Here is a 21,204-nt window from a genome sequence, read left to right on the forward strand (position 1 = left end):
GGGTGACGACGACCGTGTCCGCTAATCGGAAGGGCGACCGCCGCGAGCGCGAGCTCGTCAACGCACTGGACGAGGCGGGGTTCGCCGTGATGCGCGCACCGGCCAGCGGCGCCGCGACGGAGCGCGAGCTTCCCGACGTGCTCGCGGGGGACGGAGACACGTTCTACGCGATCGAGGCGAAATCGAGCGCGGGCAACCCGATCTACCTCACCGGCGAGGAGGTCGAAGCGCTGCTCTTCTTCGCTCGAAACTTCGGCGCGAAGGCCCGGATCGCGGTCCGGTTCGACCGCGAGGACTGGTACTTCTTCCACCCCGGCGACCTGTACACGACGGACGCCGGGTCGTATCGGGTCAAAAAGGAGACCGCGCTCGCCGACGGGACCGACTTCCCGGAGTTCGTCGGCGAGACGGAGAAGGTGACGCTCGACGAGGTCGGCGTCGACCTCGACGAGGAGCGCCGGGAGATCCTCGAAGCGGTTCGAGACGGCTACATGCCGGTCGACGACGCCCTCGACGTGTTGTGAGCCCGCTTCGAACGTCCCCACCGTCGCCGCCGTCGACGTCGCCGTTTCCTCTCCGTCGTCCGACCCGCTCCCTTATCAGGCGTCGCGCCGAATGCGAACACGAATGAGCGAGGAGTTCGTCCTGCTCGAACCCGACGAGCAGCCCGGCGACGAGTGGGAACAACTGGACGTCTCCGACACGGAGGCCGACCGGATCGCCCGCCGGCAGGACCGGGAGTTCTCCGAGTTCCGCAAGCGGATCAAAGACACCGAGCAGTTCAAACTCCAGGAGTCGGTGTTCGACGACGCGACGCTCGCCGCGATCTACAAGCTCGTCCAAGACGGCTACATCGACGCCTTCGGCGGCCCCGTCTCGACCGGAAAGGAGGCGAGCGTCTTCGAGGCGCTCGGCGGGCAGGCGGGCGAGCGACCGGAGCCCGGATCGGCGGCCGCTGGCGGCGGTCCCGAGGGCGTCCATCCGGAGCGCGAGGTCGCCGTGAAAGTGTACCGGATCAACTCCTCGAACTTCCGGCAGATGCGCGATTACCTGGAGGGCGACCCCCGGTTCGAGGGGATCGCGAGCGACAAGAAGGCGGTCGTCCTCGCGTGGACCCGCAAGGAGTTCGCGAATCTCAAGCGCGCCCGAAAGGCGGGCGTGCGCGTTCCGGAACCGATCGCCGTGCAGCGGAACGTCCTCGTGATGGAGCTGGTCGGCCACGCCGACGACCGCGCGCGGCGGCTGAACGAGGTCGACGTCGAGAACCCCGAGACCGCCTACGAGGTCGTCCGCGAGTACATGCGCCGCCTCTTCAGCGCGGGGCTGATCCACGGCGACCTCTCGGAGTACAACATGATCATCCACGAGGGCGAGCTGGTGATCATCGATCTGGGACAGGCGGTGACGGTTCATCACCCGAACGCCGGCGAGTTCCTCGACCGCGACTGCGAGAACGTGGCGACGTTTTTCACCCGGGAGGGGATCGACGTCGACCCCGACGACCTCCGCGCGTACGTGACGGAGCCGGAGTCGGACGGGGAGGCAGAATCAGACGGGGAGTCGAAGTCGGACGGAGAGTAACTCGCAGGACGTTCTGATCGAAACCGCCCCGAGAGCGTCGAAACACCCCGTCACACGCCCGCATTCCCCGAGCCACCGGAACACGTTTAAAAGGCTTGGCCGGGTACTTTGCCGTATGCAACACGTGACGGTTCCGCAGGACCGTATCGGCGTCGTCATCGGCGCCGGCGGCGAGACGATGCGGGAGATCGAAGAGCGGGCGAACGTGCGGCTCGACATCGACTCGGAGTCGGGCAGCGTCGCTATCGAGGAGCGCGACGACCCGGTCGCCGCGATGGTGGCGCCGGACGTGATCAAGGCGATCGGTCGGGGGTTCAAACCGGAGACGGCGCTGTCGATCCTCGACCACGACCTCCGGACGTTCGACCTGATCGATCTGTCCGAGCACACGCGTAACGACAACGACCTCCAGCGCAAGAAGGGGCGGATCATCGGCGAGAACGGACGAACGCGAGAGCTGATCGAGGAGCTATCGGGCGCGAGCGTCGTCGTCTACGGGTCGACGGTCGGGGCGGTCGGTCAGCCCGAAGAGATCGAGGTCGTCCGGCGGGCGGTCGGCATGCTGCTGGACGGCGCCCCGCACGGCGCGGTGTACTCGTACTTGGAGCGGATGTCGAACGAGCTCGACGACGACGTGAGCTTCAACGCGCCGCAATGAGCGAGCGGATTTCTCGATGCCCGCGTCGGCCTCGTCGTCGTTGTTCGTTTATAACAGACTGCTTCTAGCGATACGATAAATCCCTCCAAAGCCCCGACCTCGCGGCTCGCGCTTGTCAGCGCTCGCCGCGTCCCTCGCACCGTCGTCGCCGGCGCTACGCGTCGGCTGCCAGAGGGACCTTCGATCCCTCGCTGGTCGCGGCCCTTCGGGCCGCTCACCGGGACGCGCCGACTGCGGGTTCATTTATCACCGATTCACGTCCCAACACTCGATCTGGAGTTCTATATAAAGGGGCATGTGAACGTGCCTCACACCGACCGATACGCCCCCACCGTGTTGCGTTTTCGCACGACCTGAACAAAAGGTTTATATAGAATCACAATCAATCAATGGCTGTAATGTCACAGCGCCAGCGGATGGGCAATCAGCCCATGATCGTACTTTCCGAGGAGTCGCAGCGTACATCCGGAAAGGACGCTCAGAACATGAATATCACGGCCGGCAAGGCGGTCGCGGAGTCCGTCCGCACCACGCTCGGCCCGAAAGGGATGGACAAGATGCTCGTCGACTCCGGCGGGTCGGTCGTCGTCACGAACGACGGCGTCACCATCCTCAAGGAGATGGACATCGACCACCCGGCGGCCAACATGATCGTCGAGGTCTCCGAGACCCAAGAGGAGGAAGTCGGTGACGGCACCACCTCTGCGGTCGTCGTCGCCGGGGAACTCCTCGATCAGGCCGAGGAACTCCTCGACCAGGACATCCACGCGACCACGCTCGCGCAGGGATACCGTCAGGCCGCCGAGAAGGCCAAGGAAATCCTCGAAGAGCAGGCCATCGAGGTCTCCGAGGACGACCGCGACACTCTCGTCCAGATCGCCGCCACGGCGATGACGGGCAAGGGCGCCGAGAACGCGAAGGACCTCCTCGCCGAGCTCGTCGTCGACGCTGTCATCGCAGTCAAAGACGAGGAAGGCATCGACACGGAGAACGTCTCCGTCGAGAAGGTCGTCGGCAGCTCCATCGACAAGTCCGAGCTCGTCGAGGGCGTCATCGTCGACAAAGAGCGCGTCGACGAGAACATGCCCTACGCCGTTGAGGACGCCAACGTCGCGCTGTTCGACGGCGCCATCGAAGTGAAGGAGACGGAGATCGACGCGGAAGTCAACGTCACCGACCCCGACCAGCTCCAGCAGTTCCTCGACCAGGAAGAGGAGCAGCTCCGCGAGATGGTCGACCACCTCGTCGACATCGACGCCGACGTCGTCTTCGTCGGCGACGGCATCGACGACATGGCTCAGCACTACCTCGCGCAGGAGGGCATCCTCGCGGTCCGCCGCGCGAAGTCCGGCGACCTCAAACGCCTCGCCCGCGCGACCGGCGGCCGCGTCGTCTCCAACCTCGAAGACATCGAGTCGGACGACCTCGGCTTCGCCGGCTCCGTCGCCCAGAAGGACATCGGCGGCGACGAGCGCATCTTCGTCGAGGACGTCGAGGAGGCCAAGTCCGTCACGCTCATCATCCGCGGCGGCACCGAGCACGTCGTCGACGAGGTCGAGCGCGCCATCGAGGACTCGCTCGGCGTCGTCCGCACCACGCTGCTCGACGGGCAGGTCCTGCCCGGCGGCGGCGCCCCCGAGGCCGAGCTCGCGCTGCAGCTCCGCGACTTCGCCGACTCCGTCGGCGGCCGCGAGCAGCTCGCCGTCGAGGCGTTCGCCGACGCGCTGGAAGTCATCCCGCGCACGCTCGCCGAGAACGCGGGTCTCGACCCCATCGACTCGCTGGTCGACCTCCGCTCCCGTCACGACGGCGGCGAGTTCGGTGCCGGTCTCGACGCCTACACGGGCGACGTGATCGACATGGAGGCCGAGGGCGTCGTGGAGCCGCTCCGCGTCAAGACCCAGGCCATCGAGTCCGCGACCGAGGCGGCCGTCATGATCCTCCGCATCGACGACGTCATCGCGGCCGGTGACCTCAAGGGCGGCGGCTCCGACGACGGCGGCGACGAGGGCGGCCCCGGCGGCGCACCCGGCGGTATGGGCGGCATGGGCGGTATGGGCGGCATGGGCGGTGCGATGTAAGCGACGATCGGACACACTTACATCCACCCCGACTGCAGCCGTTCCGCGAACCGACCCGTCGACTGACCGTCGCGCGCCCCTTCGGGCCTCGACGACACGCGATTTTCATCGCCGACTGCCACGATAATCGATCACGTAGCCGGCGGCTCGTCGCATTCTATTTTAGTTTCCATACCAACATGACGATAACACCGGTGTAACCACCAGACACGGGTGTTCGCGAGCGATTAAGTGGCTCCTCGGCGTTCAATACAACGACGAAACGGCTCGTGGCGCGTTCCGGTGAACCGCTCACCAAGCGATGCGCTGCGGGCCAGCTTCAAACTCACTTCACTATGCCACAGCAGAAAGCAGACTACGCAGACGACGCCGAGATCGACGACGCGCTCGACCAGATGCCCGACGACGAGACCGTCGAGAAGGCGGTCGAGAATCTCGAAGCGAACGGGTTCGACGTGGTAGTCGTCGACGACGCCGCGGCGGCGCTGGAGGCGGTCGAGACACAGATCCCTGCGGGCGCGTCCGTGATGAACGGACACTCGACGACGCTCGAAGAGATCGGCTTCGACGACCACCTCAGCGAGGGCGACCACGAGTGGGAGAGCCTCCCCGATCAGATCTGGAGCATCGACGACGACGCGGAGCGACAGACCGCACGTCGGGCGTCGCAGACGGCCGACTACTTCCTCGGCGGAATCAACGCGATCGCGACGACCGGAGAGCTCGTCGCCGCCGACCTCTCGGGCAGCCGGATCGGGGCGTACCCGTTCGCCGCCGGCAACGTCGTTATCGTCAGCGGCGTGAACAAGATCGTTCCGACGCTCTCTGACGCACTCGATCGTCTCGAATCCGTCGCGTACCCGCTGGAAAACGAACGCGCACAGGAGGCGTACGGCGTCGAGTCGGCGATCGCCAAGCAGCTCATCTACCGACAGGAGACCGAAGAAGGCCGGACGACGGTCGTGCTGGTTCGCGAGCAGCTCGGGTACTGAGACGACGGTTCGGTTTTATTTTACCGGTGCTCGGCGGTTCGCTGCACGGGCAAGGGGATCCACGCGAGCGTAGGTCGGGCGAACGAGCGTCAGCCGCACCTAGAGGCTGCGACGGGTTCGAACCCTCCCTCAGCACAGCACCGCCGCTCGCGATAGTGCTCGCGGCGGTACAGCGGGCCGGGAGGGATTCGAACCCCCGACCGTCCGGTTAAAAGCCGGACGCTCTCCCTAACTGAGCTACCGGCCCAGGCGAGTCACGGTAGGGGTAGACCACTGATAAACGGTTCGAAACCCCCTTACGACGCCCCCGCCGCCCGTACTCCCCCCCGACCCGAAACGGTTTCCGCCCACCCGCCGTCGCCGTGACCATGGACTTCGACATGCGCGCGTTCGCGGCCGACCTCTGCGCGGTCCCCTCCACCGCCGGCGAGGAGGCCGCCGCGGCCGACCTCGTCGAGGAACGACTCGCGGCCCTCGGCTTCGAGACCGTCTCGTGGGACGCCGACGCCGACCTCCTCGCGGACCACCCGTCTTTTCCGGACGACCTCGACGCGACCGACGTGGCCGGCCGCCGGAGCGTCGCGGGCGTCCTCCGCCTCGGCGACGCCGCCGCTCGCGACCCCACCGACGAGACCGGTTCGGACGACGTCCCGACGGTCGTGTTGAACGGGCACATCGACGTCGTGCCGGCCGAACCGGCCGAGTGGTCGAGCGATCCGTTCGAGCCGCTGTGGCAGACCGACGGGGCGGACCTCGCGACGGACGCGGACGCCGAAACCCTCACCGCCCGCGGCGCGGCGGACATGAAATCCGGGCTGGCGGCGTGCGTCGGCGCGGCGCTCGATGTACGCGACCGCACCGAACGCGGCGACCTCGCGTTCCCCGACGGCCTCCGTATCGTCGTCGAGGCAGTCGCCGGCGAGGAGGACGGCGGCTACGGCGCGGCGACCGCGGCGCTCGCGAACCCGTATCCCTTCGAGCGCGACGCGGCCGTCGTCGCGGAGCCGACCGATCTCCGCCCCGTCGTCGCCTGCGAGGGATCCCTGATGGCGCGACTGGAACTCACCGGTCGGAGCGCACACGCCGCGACGCGCTGGCGGGGAGAAGACGTCCTCCCGCGGTTCGAGGCGATCCGCGAGGCGTTCACCGACTTAGAGACGGAGCGCGGCGAGCACGTGACACATCCGTTGTACACCGAGTTTCCCGTCCCGTGGCCGGTCGTCTGTGGTCGGGTCGAGGCGGGATCGTGGGCGTCAACGGTCCCGGCGACGCTTACCGCGGAGTTCCGAATCGGCGTCGCGCCGGGCGAGACGGTCGACGAGGTGGAGGCGGCGTTCCGCGCGCGGCTGGATGCGGTCGTTGCCGACGACGCGTGGCTCCGCGAGCAGCCACCGACGTTCGAGCGGTTCTCGGTGCAGTTCGAGCCAGCCGAAATCGCCGTCGACGAGCCCGTCGTCGAGGCGGCTCGCACGGGGCTCGCCGACGCTGGCGTCCGGGCCGCCGCACCGACTGGCGCCACCTACGGCGCGGACTCTCGGCATTACGTCGCGGCGGGGATCCCGACGGTGCTGCTCGGTCCCGGTAACATCACGGAGGCGCACTACCCGGACGAGACGATCGCATGGGCGGAGGTGGAGCGGGCCCGCGAGGCGCTCGCGGCGACGGTGAGTCGGTTCGCAGCGAGCTACTCCGGGTCCGACGCGGCGAAGTAGTCGTCGAGCGCCTCGGCGACGAGCGTCCCGGGGTCGACGTTCTGGTTCGACGCGCGTCGTCTGAGCTCCACGTAGGTGTCAGTCGGTAGTCGCAGCCCGACGTGACCGAGTTCGACGCCGGCCTCGCGGACCGCGCTTTCGACGTCGCTGCCGTCGTTGACCGCAGAGGCGATCGCCCGGATCTCGCGAACCGTGAGGTCGCCGTCGATGGTCGCCCAGGCGAGGAGGTAGCGGTCGGTGCCGCCGAGCCGCGCGATGTGCTTCGCGGCGCTCGGCGCTATCTGTCCGCTCGCGACCTGTCGGCGAATCGCCTGCGGGAGATCGTGGACGCGGGCCCACTTGCGGATGAACGCCACCGAGACGTCGTCTCCGGCGCGCGCGGCCGCCTCTTTGTACGAGCCGACGCCGCGGACGAGCGCCGCGCAGGCGGCTGCTCCGCGGAGCATCAACACGTGGTCGTCGTCGCCGACGTCGCCGGCGGCGAAGCGGGCGACGGTCTCCGCGGCCTCGGCGACGCTCTCGGGGTCGTTCGGGTCGAACCCGACCGCCTCGGCGGCCCGATCGCCAGTTACTGCGGGGTCGGACCGGACGACGGGCTCGCCGACGGGGGAGCGTCGGTCCGCGCGTGAATCCTCGTTCATACCACCTTGTTCGGGTGCGTACACATAAGCGACGGGCACCGGGGCAGGATTCGCTCACGACCGCGACGCGGTCGGGAGGCTCACTCGCCGTCGGCGTTCGCAAAGAACTCGACATCACCGGCGATCACGGCACTCGCGATGACGAGCGCACCGACGATCACCGCGACGACGAGCGTCGTCAGCGTCACCGCGAGCGCGTCGCCGCCGACGCTCACCCCGACGAACGCGCCGACCGCGCCGCCGACGCCGCCGGCGATGACCGCGAGCGTCTTGGCCTCGCTCATAGCTGTCGATTTCACAACAGACTACATAAGCGTTCGCGCCGGGTTCTCTCGGGTGATAACGGCCGCTCGGGCCGTCGTAGTGGGACGCTCCGGCTACCGCGGGTACTGCCGTCCCAGATCGACCGTCGGTTCGTCGGGGTCGCTCTCGTCCGCCCCGCCCTCGTTTTCGCTGTCGACGTCGTCCGGCTCAGCGCTTCCGTCCGGCTCAGCGCCGCCCTCCGTCGCCTCTCCGGCCGGGCTCACGCTCCCGGTTCGATAGCCGGCCATGTCGAGGGTGACGTACTCGAAGCCGAGGTCGGTGAGATGTTCGTGGACGGCGTCGGCGAACGCCGGATCGAGCGCGCGCTCCAGTTCGTCCGGGGCGATCTCGACGCGCGCGAGCCCGTCGTGGTCGCGGACGCGGAACCCCTCGAACCCCCACTTGCGGAGCAGTCGTTCGGCCTTCTCCACGCGAGTCAGCCGCGCTTCGGTGACCTCCAGGCCGGTCGGAATCCGCGAGGAGAGACACGCCATCGACGGCTTGTCGGCCACGGAGAGGCCGTACGCCTCGGCGATGGCCCGCACCTCGCGCTTCGTGATCCCGGCGTCGAGAAGCGGTGAGAACACGTCGAGCTCCTCGACCGCACGGAGCCCGGGACGGTGTCCTTCGCCGGGGTCGTCCGCGTTCGTCCCGTCGCAGACGGTACCGATCCCCAGCTCCGTCGCCGTCTCGTACATCCGACCGAGTCGCATCGTCCGACAGTGGTAACAGCGGTCGCCGTCGTTGGCGACGAAGTTCGGGTCGTCGAGCTCGGAGAACGTGACCGTCTCGTGGCGGATGCCGATCTCCCCCGCGACGCGCTCCGCGTCGTCGAGCTCCGCGGCCGGGAGCGTCTCGCTCCGCGCGGTACACGCCACCGCGTCGTCGCCGAGGGCGTCCGCGGCGAGCGCCGCGACCACCGACGAGTCGACGCCGCCGGAAAAGGCGACGAGGACCGCGTCGCACTCGCCGAGCGCGTCGCGGGCGGTCCGCGCCTTCGCCGCCGTCTCCGGAGCGAGCTCTCCGTCCTCGTTCCCGTCGACGGCGAGCGAGTCTCGTGTCATGACCTCGGGTTCGCGGTCGGCGGGAAAAAGCACGTCGGCCGAGACCACCGCTCGACCCCCTACCCTTTTGCGCGTTGCCGCGATACCCGCGAGTAGATGGAGTTGGAGGCGATCCCCGGCGTCGGCGCGAAGACCGCCGACGCGCTGCGCGAGCTCGACGACCCGATCGGCACGGTAGAGTCCGGTGACGTCGCCGCGATCGCTCGCGCACCGGGCGTCAACGAGGCCCGCGCGGCCCGGATCGCTCGCGGCGCGATCCGCCGCCGTCACGGGGACGACGGGCGCGTGCTCGCGACCGATCGCGCCCGCGAGGTGTACCGCTCGGCGATCGAGTTGCTGCGCGAGCGAACCGTCACCGACTACGCCGCGAAGCGGCTGGAGACGTTCTACCCCAGCGCCGCCGCCTCGCGGATCGATGAGGCCCAGTCGTTCGTCGCGGGGGCAATGAAACGGACGCCTGACCCGGCCGTCCGCGACGCACTCGCCAGCGTGGAGCCGCTCACCGACCCTCCGACGGTCCGCGTGCGTGACCGTTGTCTCGCCAGCGCGGACGCCGAAACCCTCGCCCGCGCGGAGGCCGCCGTCCCCGAGCTTTCGGTCGAAACCGTCGAGAACACCCGCGATATCGACGAGCTCGCGAGGTCCTACGCGACCGTGATCGTCTTAGACGAGGAGTTCGCCGGGCTCGACGTCGAGGGCGACATTCACGTTCGACCGGACGCCCTCGACGCGCCCGCGGAGACGGTCCCCGAGCGCCTGCTCGCCTTCTTCGCCGCGAACCGCGAGCGGCTGGAGGCGGCCGCAACGGTTCACGAGGCCGCTGCGGCCGCGGGTACGCCGGTCACGTCCGACGGTCCGGCCGCGGACCTCGACGCGCTCCGTGACGCCCTCTCGCGGCTCGACGAGGACGGGACGATCGTCGGCGACGACGAGTTGGCGCGGCTCACCGCCGCCGTCGACGACCTCGACGCCGCGGTGTCGACCGCCGAGTCCGTCGCCGACGACCGCCTCCGGGAGGCGATCCGCGAACGCGACGTGACGATCGAGGGGACCGACTTCCTCTCGCTCGTCGAGCAGGGGGCGCGCGTCGACTCGCTTCTGGACCGCGAGCTGGCCGACGAGTACGACGACGCGATGGCGCGCGCCCGCGAGCACCTCGCCGACGCGCTCCGGCTGAAGCCGGAGGAGGCAGAGCTGTCCGACCGGATCTTCGGCGACGACCCGTCGTTTCCGGTCGACCACGACGAGACCGCCGTCTCTCGGCTTCAAACCGAGCTTTCGGCCGCGCGCGACAGGCGGGCAACCCGACTGAAGTCGGAGCTCGCCGCCGATCTCGGCGAGCTTCGCGAGCCCGTCGAAGCGCTCGTCGGCGACGCGCTCGAACTCGACGTGGAACTGTCGATCGCGCGGTTCGCCCGCGACTTCGACTGCGTCATGCCCGAGGTGGTCGGGCCGAGTGAAGGCGGTGAGCCGGCTGCCGCGGACGGCGAGGAGATGGGCTTCCGCATCGAAGGCGGACGCTCGCCCCTCCTCGACGTCGAGTTCGCCGAGGTCGAGCCGATCGACTACGCCGTCTCGGGGGCGACGCTTCTCTCCGGCGTCAACTCCGGCGGAAAGACCTCCACGCTCGATCTGGTCGCCTTGGTCGTCGTCCTCGCGCAGATGGGACTGCCCGTTCCCGCGGCGTCTGCCAGCGTCGAGCGCTTCGAGGAGATTCACTACTACGCCAAATCGCAGGGAACCCTCGACGCCGGCGCGTTCGAGGCGACCCTCCGGGACTTCGGCGACCTCGTCGAGGGCGCGGACGGTCGGCTCGTCTTGGTCGACGAGCTGGAGTCGATCACGGAGCCCGGTGCGTCCGCGAAGATCATCGCCGGCATTCTGGAGGCGCTCGACGGGCAGAACGCGACCGCGGTGTTCGTCTCGCACCTCGCCCGCGAGATCTGCGACGCGGCCGACTTCGACGTCGCCGTCGACGGGATCGAGGCCGAGGGACTCGTCGAGGGCGAACTCCGGGTGAACCGCTCGCCGCGGAAGGGGCACCTCGCGCGGTCGACGCCGGAACTCATCGTCGAGAAACTCGCAGCGGACCGCGACACCGACTTCTACGGGGAGCTGCTGGAGAAGTTCTGAGCGGGGTCGTCCCGGGCTCGGCTGGTCGTTCGGGCTCAGTCGTCGCCGAGTTCCGCCGTGACCGTGATCTCGACGTCGAGCGGCGCGGGGAGCCGGGACACCTCGACGCAGGTTCTCGCCGGATACGGCTCCGAGAGGAACGACCGGTACGCCTCGTTCACCGCGTCGTAGTCGTCCATGTCGGTGAGGTATACCGTCGCGGTGACGATCGAATCGGTCGACGTACCGGCCGCCTCCAGTATCGCGGCGACGTTCGCGAGGGTCTGTGTCGTCTGTTCGGCCACCGACTCTGGCGCCTCGCCCGTGTCGGGATTCACGCCCGTCTTCCCCGAAACGTGGACCGTGTCACCGGAGACGATCCCCTGCGAGTACGGGCCGAGCGCCTCCGGCACGTCGTCTGTCGTGATCTCTCGCATCGCTCGGACTGACGACGCGTCCGCACATCAAGATGCGGGTCGCAGAGGGAGATTCGAGCGGAACTCCGTTCTTGTCACGGGGATCGCTCGGGATTCCCCCGGAAGTGTGTCGGCCGCACTCCGGAACATTCGGTCTTCGCCTATAGCAACGGCAACAGGACCGCCCGCGCCAGCCCGAGGAAGACGAAGAAGCCCAGCACGTCAGTCGCCGTGGTGATGAAGATCGTCGCGGAGGTCGCGGGGTCGTACCCGAGTCGGTCGAGTACCAGCGGCGTGAGCGCGCCGAAGAACCCGGCGATGACGAGGTTCGCGACCATCGAGATCCCGATAACTGCGCCGAGGAAGAACGCGAACTCGCCGTACGAGAACGCGGTTGCGATGGCCGCCACGAGCGCTCCGGTGATGACCCCGTTCGCCGCCCCGGCGATGACCTCGTTCGCGATGACGCGCTTGCCGGTCGAAAGCGACACCTGCCCGAGCGAGATACCGCGGACGGTGACCGCCATCGACTGTGTCCCCGCGTTCCCTCCCATTCCGGCGACGACGGGCATGTACGCGGCGAGGATCGCGATCTGGGTGATCGTCGCCTCGAAGAGCCCGACGACTGCGGCGGCCATGAACGCGGTCCCGAGGTTGAGAATGAGCCACTTATACCGTCGCTGGACTTTCACCAGGGGACCGTCGAGGACGCTTTCCTCTTCGGCGACGCCCGTGAACTCGTACAGCGTCTCCCCGGCGGCCTCGCCGATCAGTCGGAGGAGGTCGCTCGCGTAAATCACGCCGAGAATGTCATCCTCCTCGTCGAGCACCGCGACAGTTCGCTCGCTGTTCTCCCGGAACACCGCCAGCACGTCCTCGTCTTCGCTGTCGTACCGAACGGACGGCGTCTCCTGTACGTAGTCGGTGACCGCGTCCGTCTTCGGATCGGCAGTCGAGAGCGCCGCCCCGGGGAGCTCTCCGAGGAGTCTGTCGTCCTCGGTGACGAAGATCGTCGGTATCCGGTCGGTCCGCTCCCTGAAGCGCCGGACGCGTTCCGTCACCGCCTCGAACGATCGGTCGGCGTCGACGGTGACGTAATCGAGGTTCATCACACCGGCCGCGCTCTCGGGATCGAACGACAGGAGGAAGTCGACCTTCTCGCGTCGAGCGGCATCGAGCGTCGCGAGCAGCGTCTCGCGGGTCTCCTCGTCGACGTATCCGAGCACATCTGTGATCTCGTCGGGGTCGAGCCGGTCGAGGAACGCCTCCAGTTCCGTGCGACTCATGTCGCTCGCGACAGCGGCTCTCACGTCGGGCGTGAGCGCGAAGAAGGTATCACGCCACTCCCGCTCCGGGAGCGACGTGAACACGTCTCCCGGCCGCTCCGACATGGCGATCGCCTCCCGTGTCGATTCCGTCTGCTGCTCCATACACGGAGGGTGTAGGGCGACCACTAAACAACAGCGACATCGGAACCGTTCTGTGAACCGCTTTCGACCGGCGTCGTCTCAGTCGTCACCGGCCGCCTTCGCCGGCTTTCGCCGGTCGTCGCGCGGCCCCTCCAACTCGACTCCGGGAAGCAGGTCTCGGAGATACCGCCCCGTGTGCGAGTCGTCGTTTCGAGCGATCTCCTCCGGGGTCCCGCTCGCGACGAGCTCGCCGCCGCCCTCGCCGCCCTCCGGCCCGAGGTCGATGACGTGGTCGGCGTTTTTCACCAGATCCAGCTCGTGCTCGATGACGACGACCGCGTTCCCCCCGTCGACGAGCCGGTGGAGCACGTCGATCAGCTTGCGCTCGTCCTCCTTGTGAAGCCCCGTCGTCGGCTCGTCCAGCAGGTAGAGCGTGTCGCCGGTCGCCTTCTTTCCGAGCTCCTCGGCGAGCTTCACGCGCTGGGCCTCACCTCCCGAAAGGGTGGTGGAGGGCTGGCCGAGCTCCATGTAGCCGAGCCCGACGTCTTTCAAGAGCTTCAGCCGACGCTGGAGTCCCTGATGACTCTTGAAGAAGTCGTACGCCTCGTCGACGCTCATGTCGAGCACGTCGGCGATGGTCGCGCCCTTGTACTCCACGTCGAGCGTCTCGTCGTTGTAGCGCGCGCCGCCGCACTGCTCGCAGGGTACGTACACGTCCGAGAGGAAGTTCATCTCGATTTTGACGGTGCCCTGCCCCCCGCACTCCTCACAGCGACCCCCTTTCACGTTAAAAGAGAAGCGGCCCTTCTCGTAGCCCCGCCGCTTCGAGAGCTTGGTCTCGGCGAACAGCTCGCGGACGTAATCGAACACGTCCGTGTACGTCGCGGGGTTCGAGCGGGGCGTCCGCCCGATCGGCGACTGGTCGATGAGCCGCACCGTTTCTATCTCCGACATCCCGTCGATCGCGTCGTGCTCTCCGGGGTCGACGGAGGTGTTGTCGTTCATCTCGCGCACGAGTCCTTTATAAAGAATGTCGTGGATCAGCGTCGACTTCCCGGAGCCGGAGACGCCGGTGACGGCCGTGAGCGTGCCGAGCGGAACCGGCACGTCGAGGTCTTTGAGGTTGTGCTGGCGAGCGCCCCGCACCGCGAGTTCGCCGTCGGGCTCACGGCGCTCCTCGGGCACCGGGATCTCCTTGCGCCCCGAGAGGTAGTCGGCCGTGATCGAGTCGTCCGCGGCGACGATGTCGTCGAACTCGCCCTCCGCGACGACCTCGCCGCCGCGCTTGCCGGGGCCGGGGCCCATGTCGATCACGTGGTCGGCGCGCCGCATCGTCTCCTCGTCGTGCTCGACGACGACGAGCGTGTTGCCCAGGTCGCGGAGCCCGGTGAGCGTGTCGAGCAGGCGGTCGTTGTCGCGCTGGTGCAGTCCGATGGACGGCTCGTCGAGGACGTAGAGGACGCCGACGAGCCCCGAGCCGACCTGCGTCGCGAGCCGAATCCGCTGGCTCTCGCCGCCGGAGAGCGTCGAGGCCTCCCGGTCGAGCGTGATGTAGTCCAAGCCGACCTCCTCCATGAAGCCGAGTCGGGCGCGGATCTCTTTTAAAATCTCCTCGGCGATCTTCGTGTCGCGCTCGCCGAGCCGTTCCTCCATCCCCTCGAAGTGACGCCGCGCGTCGCTGATCGACAGCCGGTTCACTTCGGTGATCGGGGTGTCGTCGACCAGCACGTGCCGGGACTGCTCCTTGAGACGAGTTCCCTCGCACTCGGGACACGTCGTCACGGCCATGTACTCCTCGATGTGTTCGCGGGTCGACTGCGAGTCGGTCTCGACGTGGCGGCGTTCGAGGTTGGGGATGACGCCCTCGAAGCGCTTCTCTTTGCGGCGGGTGCCGTTCTTCGTCTGTCGCGTGAACACGACCTGTCGGTCGGTGCCGTAGAGGAACTGCCGCTGGACGTCCGTCTCGAGCTCGTTCCACGGCGTGTCGACCGAGACGCCGAAGTGTTCGGCGACGTTGTCGATCCGCGTCCGGTAGTACGAGCGGTTGTACGACCACGCCTCGAAGACGTGTTTCAGCGGCTTCGTCGGGTCCTCGATCACGAGGTCCTCGTCGACCTCCTTCGTCGAGCCGATCCCCTCACACTCCGGGCAGGCCCCGTACGGGCTGTTAAAGGAGAACGACCGGGTTTCGATGGCGGAAAAGTGGAAGTCGGAGTTGGGGTTGCCGAGCTCCTCGGAGAACTCGACGACGAGCCGGTCATCGGCCTCGGCGTCCGCCGCCAGCGATCCCGTCGAGCGGGTGTTCGAGGCGAACGGCACGTCGGTCGGCGGATCCGGGACGATCAGCTTGAGGGCGCCGCCGGCCTCCTCCAGTGCGGTCTCGACGGAGTCCGTGATCCGCGAGCGGGCGTCGGGCGACACCTGCACGCGGTCGACGATCACGTCGATCGTGTGGTCGTAGTTCTGGTCGAGGTCGGGGTCGTCCAAGGTCAGGTCCGTCGGCTCGCCGTCGACCTCGACGCGGGCGTACCCGTCGGCGACGAGCTCCTCGAAGAGATCTTCGAACGCACCTTTCTGGTCGCGGACGACCGGCGCGGCGATCTTCGCGCGGGTCCCCTCCGGGAGTTCGAGGATCTGGGCCACCATGTCCTGTGCGGACTGCTCGCCGACCTCTTCGCCGGTGATCGGATCGTACTGGGTGCCGATCCGGGCGTATAGCAGCCGGAGGTAGTCGTGCAGTTCGGTGACGGTCCCCACAGTTGAGCGGGGGTTGTTCGCGGCGTTCTTCTGGTCGATGGAGATGGCGGGCGAGAGCCCCTCGACGGCCTCGACCTGCGGCTTGTCCATCTGCCCGAGGAAGTTGCGGGCGTACGCCGACAGCGACTCGATGTACCGGCGCTGTCCCTCGGCGTAGACGGTGTCGAACGCGAGCGACGACTTCCCCGACCCGGAGAGCCCGGTCACGACGGTGAACTCCTCGCGCGGGATCCGGACGTCGAGGTCCTTGAGGTTGTGCTCCTCGGCGCCGCGGACCTCGATGTAGTCCTTACTCATTTCATCTATATACTGCGCCCGCGCGCGGGAATACCCGTCGGTCTCGGCCGCCTCTTTTCAGTGGTTGCGGGCCTCATAAGGGGTCTATCGACGAGATGCGAGGAGCGCGGTGCCGCTCAGCGCCCGACGAACTCCGCCGGCGGCGAAAGGTTCCGCCGCCCGCCGAAGGTGACGAGGAAGAGCACGCCGATGCCGACGCCGTACGCCGCCATCAGCGGAAGCGTCGCGAGGAACATCGTGATCACGTCCGCGGGGGTGAACACCGCCGCGAACAGCATGATTCCGACGGTGACCTCGCGCCAGCGACCGCGGAAGGCGTCGTACGGGACGCCCGCTTTGTTCAGCAGGACCATCGCCACCGGGATATCGGCGAGGAAGCCGATCCCGATCGTGGTGTAGATGACGAGCCAGAAGAAGTCGCTCACCTGGTAGGTGATGATCATGTTCGCCAGCTCGGCGTCGGTGACGAGCCAGCCGATGATCCCCGGTGCGATGTACGCGTATCCCAGTGCGAAGCCGCCGAGCAGGCCGGCAAGCAGCGCGCCAGCCCAGAGGTACACCTGATAGATCCGGCCCGCGACGAAGCCGCGCTCGCGGAGCGCCGGCCACGCGTAGTACAGCAGGAACGGGAACACCGCGATGATGCCGAGCAACACCGAGAACTTCACCATGAAGATCAGCGCCTCGACCGGGTGGAGCGTGATGATGTTGATCCCGCCGCCGACCGCCTCGGGGACGCGCCGTTCGAGGTCGTTCCGGACCGTCGCGAGCCCGCCGAGGTACAGCCACGTGAACGCGAGCGCCATCACGCCGCCGAAGACGGCGACGAGTCGGAACGAGCGCGACCGCAGCGAGTCGAAGATGAACTTGAGATCCTTGTAGTAGCCGCCGATGTCGTCTTCGGCGTCCTCGCCCTCGCCGTCGGTGAGCTCGGAGAGGAACGTCGAGCTCGCCCGCGAGCTGCGGTCCTGCATCGCTCCCATAAGGCCGCCTTGCCCGCCGGTGTCCCCCCCGCTCGTGGCGTTGCCTCCCTCGCCGTCCCCCGCGTCTGCCTCCTCGCCCTCGCCGCCTCCGTCTTCGCCATCGACTCCGTCGTTCACGGCGTCGAACCGGTCGAGGATCGCCTGTGCCTTCTCAGGATCGTCGTCGTCGATCGCGGCCTGCGCGAGCGCGAGCGACTCCGGTTCCTCCATCTCCGCGAAGGCGGCGTCGGGGGCGGCGCGGACTCCCGCTGCATCGAGTTCGCCAACGTCGATGGCGGCCGGATCGCCGTACTGGTACCCCGCGCTTGTCGTGTCGAGGTCGGTGTAAACGGCCCACAGCACGGCGACGAGCGTGAACGCGAGACCCCACGCGACGGCGTAGATCGCGGCGGCCGTGAGCGGGTCGACGCCGAGCCCCGCGCCCGGTTCGAGGAACCGCCAGTCGCTTCCGACCCACCGAAGCAGGTCGTTGACGCCGGTTCGACCGCCGTACTCGTAGAAGGCGTACACGAGGCCGGCACCGAGCACGGCGGCCCCGCCGACGACGTTCCAGTGATTCAGCGCGGCGGCAGGGACGTCGATGCGGTCGGAGCTGCGTTGGGCCGTCACGACGAGCTTCGCGAGGTAGAGACTGAACCCGTACAGCGCGATGAGCGGGAACGCCCACATCAGCTGCGTGAACGGGTCCGGCGGCGAGAACAGCGCGCCGAAGACGAAGATCGCGACGACCGCGTAGCGCCACTTGTCGCGGAACGTCTCGTACTGGACGATCCCGGAGTACGAGAGACCGGTGACCAGAAGCGGCATCTGCCCGGCCAGTCCGAAGGACAGCGAGAGGAAGACGATGAACTCCGTCCACATCACGATCCCGTAGGTGGGCTGGATGCCGGCCTCGAGGCCGAATCCGGCCAGGAAGGAGAACATGATCGGGAAGAAAGCGAAGACGCCGTAGGCGACGCCGACCGTGAAGAGCACGGCTCCGAGGAGGAATATCGCGGCGAGCTTCCAGCGCGGGACGGGCGACTGCGGCCACGCGCCGCGGGCGCGGAGCTCGTCGCGGGCGACGTAGATGAACGGCGGGATCGCGACTATCGCGCCGATTATCAGTCCGATCTTCGCTTGGAGCAGGATCACCTCGAACGGCGTCGTCGCGATGACGTCGGCTTCTGCGGCCACCGCGGGGCTCATGTTCGCCTCGGTGACTCTTCTGAGAGCGTCCCAGACGTACACGCGAAGCGCCCAGAACGTCGCGAGAAAGCCCAGCAGGAAGACGATAAACACCTTCTGGAGGTCCTTCTGGACCGACCGAAGGAACGCCTTCGCCGACTCACGTCCCTCTGCGAGGGACTCCTGGGTATCCTCGTCGAGGGCACTCGCCATACGGAGTCCGAAGTCCGTCGTTGTTATCAACCTTTTCGGATGACGATGGGCACGCCTCGGGTGTGACGGGAGCGGTGGGGGTAGCTGTTGACAGGTCATTGACACTTGACGACGTGTCGGCGGCGGAACCGTGACTGTCAGTAGAACCGCGGCTGTCGGCGGGCTATCGGGGATATCCGGGGTATCGGCGGGCCGCCGGTCGGCAGTCGCGCTCGCGTCTATCCGAAAAGGCCTATAATCTCCCGGTTGCGTAGTTGACCTGAATGGACGACTCGGACCGGTCGCGTGACGAGCCCTCGGACCCGGCCGACGATCCGGTCGACGAGGTCGACAGCGACGGTGCCGACTCCGCTGACGCTGACTCCGTCGATACCGAATCTGTCGAGAGCGAGGTGACTTCGGAGGTAACACCTGAGGTTACCACCGGAACCACCGCTAACGACGGTGAGGTTCCTGATCCGAGCGACGCAGCTGCTGAAGGAACGGACGATGCGGACGCAGACAGGGAGAACAGCGAGGGAGACGATGACGGCTCGACGGAGGGGGATGACGGCTCGACGGAGGGGGACGATGACGCCGACGACGTCGAGAGCCTCGGCGACGGGGGGGCCCCCGCAACAGTCGACGACGCCTCCGCGACGGTCGACGATGACGAGTCGTTCGCGGGCATAGAGGGTCCGGAGACGGACGAGGAGATGCCGCTGGCGGCGCACATCGAGGAGATGATGCGTCGACTCGCCGTCGTCTTCCTCCTCGGCGGCCTCGCGACGCTCGTCGTCGTGACGGAGTCGACGGCGCTCATCAACTACTTCTGGGACTACCACATCCCCGCGCCGACCGAGAACCGCCCGCGGCTGTACGGTCCCCTCGAACTCCCGCTCACGCGGCTGAAGGTCGCTGGCATTGCAGGCGTCATCGTCGGTCTTCCGGCGTTCGTCTACCAGACCTATCGGTTCATGAAGCCCGGACTGTACGACCACGAGCGTCGCTACTACCTCGCGGCGGTGCCGACGAGCCTCGTGTTGGGTACGATCGGGGCCGCGTTCGCGCACTTCCTCGTGTTGCCCGCGATCTTCTCGTATTTCACCACGTACACCGCCGACGCCGCGACGATCGCCTTCGGACTCGCGGAGACGTTCAACCTGATCGTCATCATGCTCGCGTTCATGGCGATCGTCTTCCAGATCCCGCTTTTCATCATGCTCGCGATCATGATGAACCTCGTTACCCGCCGGTGGCTGGAAGACAAGCGGCTGATCTTCTGGGGTGCGTTCCTCGGAATCGCCTTCCTCTTCAGTCCGGACCCGACCGGGATGGCTCCGATCATCGTGACGCTCACGATGATCGTCCTCTTCGAGGGGACGCTCGCGATCCTGCGCTGGACCGGGAACTAGATCGCGGCTCTGGTTTTTATTATCAGATTATGGCCTCAGTGACGGCCTCCAAGTCTCCGGCTGCTCGTTTATAAACCATCGATAGCGGACCGACGGTGAACACTTCCAAAGCCCCAGTCGCTCGCTTATAAGCGGTCTCCGACAGAGCGACGATGAACATTTCCAAAGCCCCAGCCGCGACGACTCGCGTGACTCGCTGCGGTCCTCAGTCGTTCGCTCCGCTCACTCGCTGCGGTGCTTGCTACGCCGAGCTTCGTCCTCGCGGTTGCCCCTTTGAGTCCCACCCGCACCGCAACCGCACCCCTCACCTCCCCAGCCTCGCGGCTCCCTCCGGTCGCCGCGTCCCTCGTGCGGGCTGCTCGCGCCCGCGGGGCGCTCGCAGGCGCACGCCACCGCATATCTTCTTATAAACAAGTCGCGGTCCAACCGGTTCCCGTTCCCCTCTCACTCCCCGCCGAGCAGCTCGACGAGCAGCGCGTTCTGCGCGTGCATCCGGTTTTCGGCTTGGTCCCAGACGAGGGAACGATCGGATTCGAGCACGTCGTCCGTGACCTCCTCGCCGCGGTGTGCGGGCAGGCAGTGCATCACCTTCGCGTCGGTCCCCGCCAGCAGGTCGGCGTTCAGCTGGAAGCCGTCGAAGGCGGCGAGCTTCTCGTGGCGCTCGTCCTCCTGTCCCATCGAGATCCACACGTCGGTGTACACGACGTCGGCCCCGTCGATCGCGGCCTCGGGGTCCGTCGTCGGCTCGACGTCCGCGCCGAACGCGGCGGCCCGCTCGAACACGTCCGCGTCCATCCCGTACTCGGCGGGGGTGGCGACCGACACGTCGATCCCGGCCATCGCCGCGCCGACGACGAACGACTGCCCGACGTTGTTGCCGTCGCCGACCCAGGCGACCGTGGCGTCCTCGCCGACCGTCTCCCGGATGGTCAGGAGGTCGGCGAGCGTCTGACAGGGGTGCGCCTCGTCGGTGAGCCCGTTGATCACGGGGCAGTCGGCGTACTCGGCGAGCACCTCGACGTCCTCGTGGTCGAACAGTCGCGCCATCACCCCGTCGACGTACCGTCCGAGCACGCGAGCGGTGTCGCGAAGCGGCTCGCCGTGCCCGAGTTGGATGTCGTCCGGGCCGAGGAACATCGCGTGGCCGCCGAGCCGGGTCATGCCCGTCTCGAAGGAGACGCGGGTTCGCGTCGAGGGCTTCTCGAAGATCATCCCGAGCGTCGCGTCCGCGAGGCGGGGATCGGTCTCCCCGGCCTTCATCGCGGCGGCGCGATTGAGCAGGGCGTCCAGTTCGGCGGGCGTCACGTCGTCGATGTCGAGGAAGTCGTCGGTAGCGAGTGGCATTGGGTTGGTGTGGCGAGAGTGCTGCGTGACAGCGGTACGGTCAGTCGTCGGTGGCGAGACGCGTTCGTTCAAAAGGAAGC

Annotated in this window: 16 protein-coding genes and 1 tRNA gene; 8 read left to right on the forward strand and 9 right to left on the reverse strand. The window is 67.6% G+C overall.

From position 1 onward, the window contains the following. Window positions 1–2 precede the first annotated feature (2 nt). The 5 genes from hjc (at window position 3) to ACNSN4_RS09065 (ending at window position 5,312) form a co-directional block, all read left to right on the forward strand. Window positions 3–524, forward strand: coding sequence for a Holliday junction resolvase Hjc (gene hjc, locus ACNSN4_RS09045; protein ID WP_418285493.1), 522 nt, complete (start codon window positions 3–5; stop codon window positions 522–524). A gap of 103 nt (window positions 525–627) precedes the next feature. After that, entirely contained in the window at window positions 628–1,581 is a 954-nt protein-coding gene (gene rio1 / locus ACNSN4_RS09050) for a serine/threonine-protein kinase Rio1 (RefSeq protein WP_418285494.1), read from the forward strand. A gap of 115 nt (window positions 1,582–1,696) precedes the next feature. Beyond that, window positions 1,697–2,239: a KH domain-containing protein gene (locus tag ACNSN4_RS09055; RefSeq protein ID WP_418285495.1), complete on the forward strand. Its 543-nt coding sequence runs from the start codon at window positions 1,697–1,699 to the stop codon at window positions 2,237–2,239. Window positions 2,240–2,670: 431 nt separating this feature from the next. Continuing rightward, window positions 2,671–4,320 carry a thermosome subunit alpha gene (gene thsA / locus ACNSN4_RS09060; RefSeq protein ID WP_418285553.1) on the forward strand — a complete coding sequence of 550 codons (1,650 nt, stop codon included), beginning with the start codon at window positions 2,671–2,673 and terminating at the stop codon, window positions 4,318–4,320. A 335-nt stretch (window positions 4,321–4,655) separates the two neighbouring features. After that, entirely contained in the window at window positions 4,656–5,312 is a 657-nt protein-coding gene (locus tag ACNSN4_RS09065) for a lactate utilization protein (RefSeq protein WP_418285496.1), read from the forward strand. 173 nt (window positions 5,313–5,485) lie between these two features. Here the strand turns inward: ACNSN4_RS09065 and ACNSN4_RS09070 are convergent. After that, window positions 5,486–5,559, reverse strand: a tRNA-Lys gene (locus tag ACNSN4_RS09070). 121 nt (window positions 5,560–5,680) lie between these two features. Between ACNSN4_RS09070 and ACNSN4_RS09075 the strand changes: the two genes are divergently transcribed. Next, the gene (locus tag ACNSN4_RS09075) at window positions 5,681–7,024 is read left to right on the forward strand and encodes a M20 family metallopeptidase (RefSeq protein ID WP_418285497.1); all 1,344 of its coding nucleotides are present in this window, start codon (window positions 5,681–5,683) and stop codon (window positions 7,022–7,024) included. On the opposite strand, the gene ACNSN4_RS09080 is transcribed toward ACNSN4_RS09075, so the two are convergent. The 3 genes from ACNSN4_RS09080 to larE all read right to left on the reverse strand — a co-directional run bounded on the left by ACNSN4_RS09080 (window position 6,997) and on the right by larE (window position 9,032). Beyond that, a complete protein-coding gene (locus ACNSN4_RS09080; protein ID WP_418285498.1) occupies window positions 6,997–7,665 on the reverse strand; it encodes a DUF7119 family protein in 669 nt (222 codons plus the stop codon). The genes ACNSN4_RS09075 and ACNSN4_RS09080 overlap by 28 nt on opposite strands. Before the next feature lie 80 nt (window positions 7,666–7,745). Further along, window positions 7,746–7,949 (reverse strand): hypothetical protein, encoded by a 204-nt coding sequence (locus tag ACNSN4_RS09085; protein ID WP_418285499.1) that lies wholly within the window; start codon window positions 7,947–7,949, stop codon window positions 7,746–7,748. A 93-nt stretch (window positions 7,950–8,042) separates the two neighbouring features. Continuing rightward, the gene (gene larE, locus ACNSN4_RS09090) at window positions 8,043–9,032 is read right to left on the reverse strand and encodes an ATP-dependent sacrificial sulfur transferase LarE (protein ID WP_418285500.1); all 990 of its coding nucleotides are present in this window, start codon (window positions 9,030–9,032) and stop codon (window positions 8,043–8,045) included. A 96-nt stretch (window positions 9,033–9,128) separates the two neighbouring features. Between larE and ACNSN4_RS09095 the strand changes: the two genes are divergently transcribed. Then, window positions 9,129–11,165, forward strand: a complete 2,037-nt coding sequence (locus ACNSN4_RS09095; protein ID WP_418285501.1) for a MutS-related protein — start codon at window positions 9,129–9,131, stop codon at window positions 11,163–11,165. Between the two features lie 35 nt (window positions 11,166–11,200). Here ACNSN4_RS09095 and ACNSN4_RS09100 read toward each other — a convergent pair whose 3' ends face one another. The 4 genes from ACNSN4_RS09100 to tatC (ACNSN4_RS09115) form a co-directional block, all read right to left on the reverse strand. Beyond that, a complete protein-coding gene (locus ACNSN4_RS09100) occupies window positions 11,201–11,581 on the reverse strand; it encodes a RidA family protein (protein ID WP_418285502.1) in 381 nt (126 codons plus the stop codon). A gap of 140 nt (window positions 11,582–11,721) precedes the next feature. Beyond that, entirely contained in the window at window positions 11,722–12,990 is a 1,269-nt protein-coding gene (locus ACNSN4_RS09105) for a magnesium transporter (protein ID WP_418285503.1), read from the reverse strand. A gap of 78 nt (window positions 12,991–13,068) precedes the next feature. Then, on the reverse strand, window positions 13,069–16,023 hold the full coding sequence (uvrA, locus tag ACNSN4_RS09110; RefSeq protein WP_418285504.1) for an excinuclease ABC subunit UvrA: 2,955 nt from the start codon (window positions 16,021–16,023) through the stop codon (window positions 13,069–13,071). A 116-nt stretch (window positions 16,024–16,139) separates the two neighbouring features. Beyond that, window positions 16,140–18,386, reverse strand: a complete 2,247-nt coding sequence (gene tatC / locus ACNSN4_RS09115; RefSeq protein ID WP_418285505.1) for a twin-arginine translocase subunit TatC — start codon at window positions 18,384–18,386, stop codon at window positions 16,140–16,142. Between the two features lie 263 nt (window positions 18,387–18,649). Here tatC (ACNSN4_RS09115) and tatC (ACNSN4_RS09120) point away from each other — a divergent pair, with 263 nt between their 5' ends. After that, complete coding sequence (tatC, locus tag ACNSN4_RS09120; protein ID WP_418285506.1) at window positions 18,650–19,780, forward strand: twin-arginine translocase subunit TatC; 1,131 nt, start codon at window positions 18,650–18,652, stop codon at window positions 19,778–19,780. Between the two features lie 444 nt (window positions 19,781–20,224). On the opposite strand, the gene argF is transcribed toward tatC (ACNSN4_RS09120), so the two are convergent. After that, window positions 20,225–21,124 carry an ornithine carbamoyltransferase gene (argF, locus tag ACNSN4_RS09125; RefSeq protein WP_418285507.1) on the reverse strand — a complete coding sequence of 300 codons (900 nt, stop codon included), beginning with the start codon at window positions 21,122–21,124 and terminating at the stop codon, window positions 20,225–20,227. Window positions 21,125–21,204 lie beyond the last annotated feature (80 nt).

This window comes from Halorubrum marinum, from assembly GCF_048381195.1.
GTDB lineage: Archaea > Halobacteriota > Halobacteria > Halobacteriales > Haloferacaceae > Halorubrum.

What these genes read in the sequence shown, in the direction of transcription:
- rio1 (WP_418285494.1), top strand. Translation starts at nt 628, where the DNA reads ATGAGCGAGGAGTTCGTCCTGCTCGAACCCGACGAGCAGCCCGGCGAC.
- thsA (WP_418285553.1), top strand. Translation starts at nt 2,671, where the DNA reads ATGATCGTACTTTCCGAGGAGTCGCAGCGTACATCCGGAAAGGACGCT.
- ACNSN4_RS09055 (WP_418285495.1), top strand. Translation starts at nt 1,697, where the DNA reads ATGCAACACGTGACGGTTCCGCAGGACCGTATCGGCGTCGTCATCGGC.
- larE (WP_418285500.1), bottom strand. Translation starts at nt 9,032, where the DNA reads ATGACACGAGACTCGCTCGCCGTCGACGGGAACGAGGACGGAGAGCTC.
- ACNSN4_RS09095 (WP_418285501.1), top strand. Translation starts at nt 9,129, where the DNA reads ATGGAGTTGGAGGCGATCCCCGGCGTCGGCGCGAAGACCGCCGACGCG.
- tatC (WP_418285506.1), top strand. Translation starts at nt 18,650, where the DNA reads ATGGACGACTCGGACCGGTCGCGTGACGAGCCCTCGGACCCGGCCGAC.
- argF (WP_418285507.1), bottom strand. Translation starts at nt 21,124, where the DNA reads ATGCCACTCGCTACCGACGACTTCCTCGACATCGACGACGTGACGCCC.
- uvrA (WP_418285504.1), bottom strand. Translation starts at nt 16,023, where the DNA reads ATGAGTAAGGACTACATCGAGGTCCGCGGCGCCGAGGAGCACAACCTC.
- ACNSN4_RS09085 (WP_418285499.1), bottom strand. Translation starts at nt 7,949, where the DNA reads ATGAGCGAGGCCAAGACGCTCGCGGTCATCGCCGGCGGCGTCGGCGGC.
- ACNSN4_RS09080 (WP_418285498.1), bottom strand. Translation starts at nt 7,665, where the DNA reads ATGAACGAGGATTCACGCGCGGACCGACGCTCCCCCGTCGGCGAGCCC.
- tatC (WP_418285505.1), bottom strand. Translation starts at nt 18,386, where the DNA reads ATGGCGAGTGCCCTCGACGAGGATACCCAGGAGTCCCTCGCAGAGGGA.
- ACNSN4_RS09075 (WP_418285497.1), top strand. Translation starts at nt 5,681, where the DNA reads ATGGACTTCGACATGCGCGCGTTCGCGGCCGACCTCTGCGCGGTCCCC.
- ACNSN4_RS09105 (WP_418285503.1), bottom strand. Translation starts at nt 12,990, where the DNA reads ATGGAGCAGCAGACGGAATCGACACGGGAGGCGATCGCCATGTCGGAG.
- ACNSN4_RS09100 (WP_418285502.1), bottom strand. Translation starts at nt 11,581, where the DNA reads ATGCGAGAGATCACGACAGACGACGTGCCGGAGGCGCTCGGCCCGTAC.
- ACNSN4_RS09065 (WP_418285496.1), top strand. Translation starts at nt 4,656, where the DNA reads ATGCCACAGCAGAAAGCAGACTACGCAGACGACGCCGAGATCGACGAC.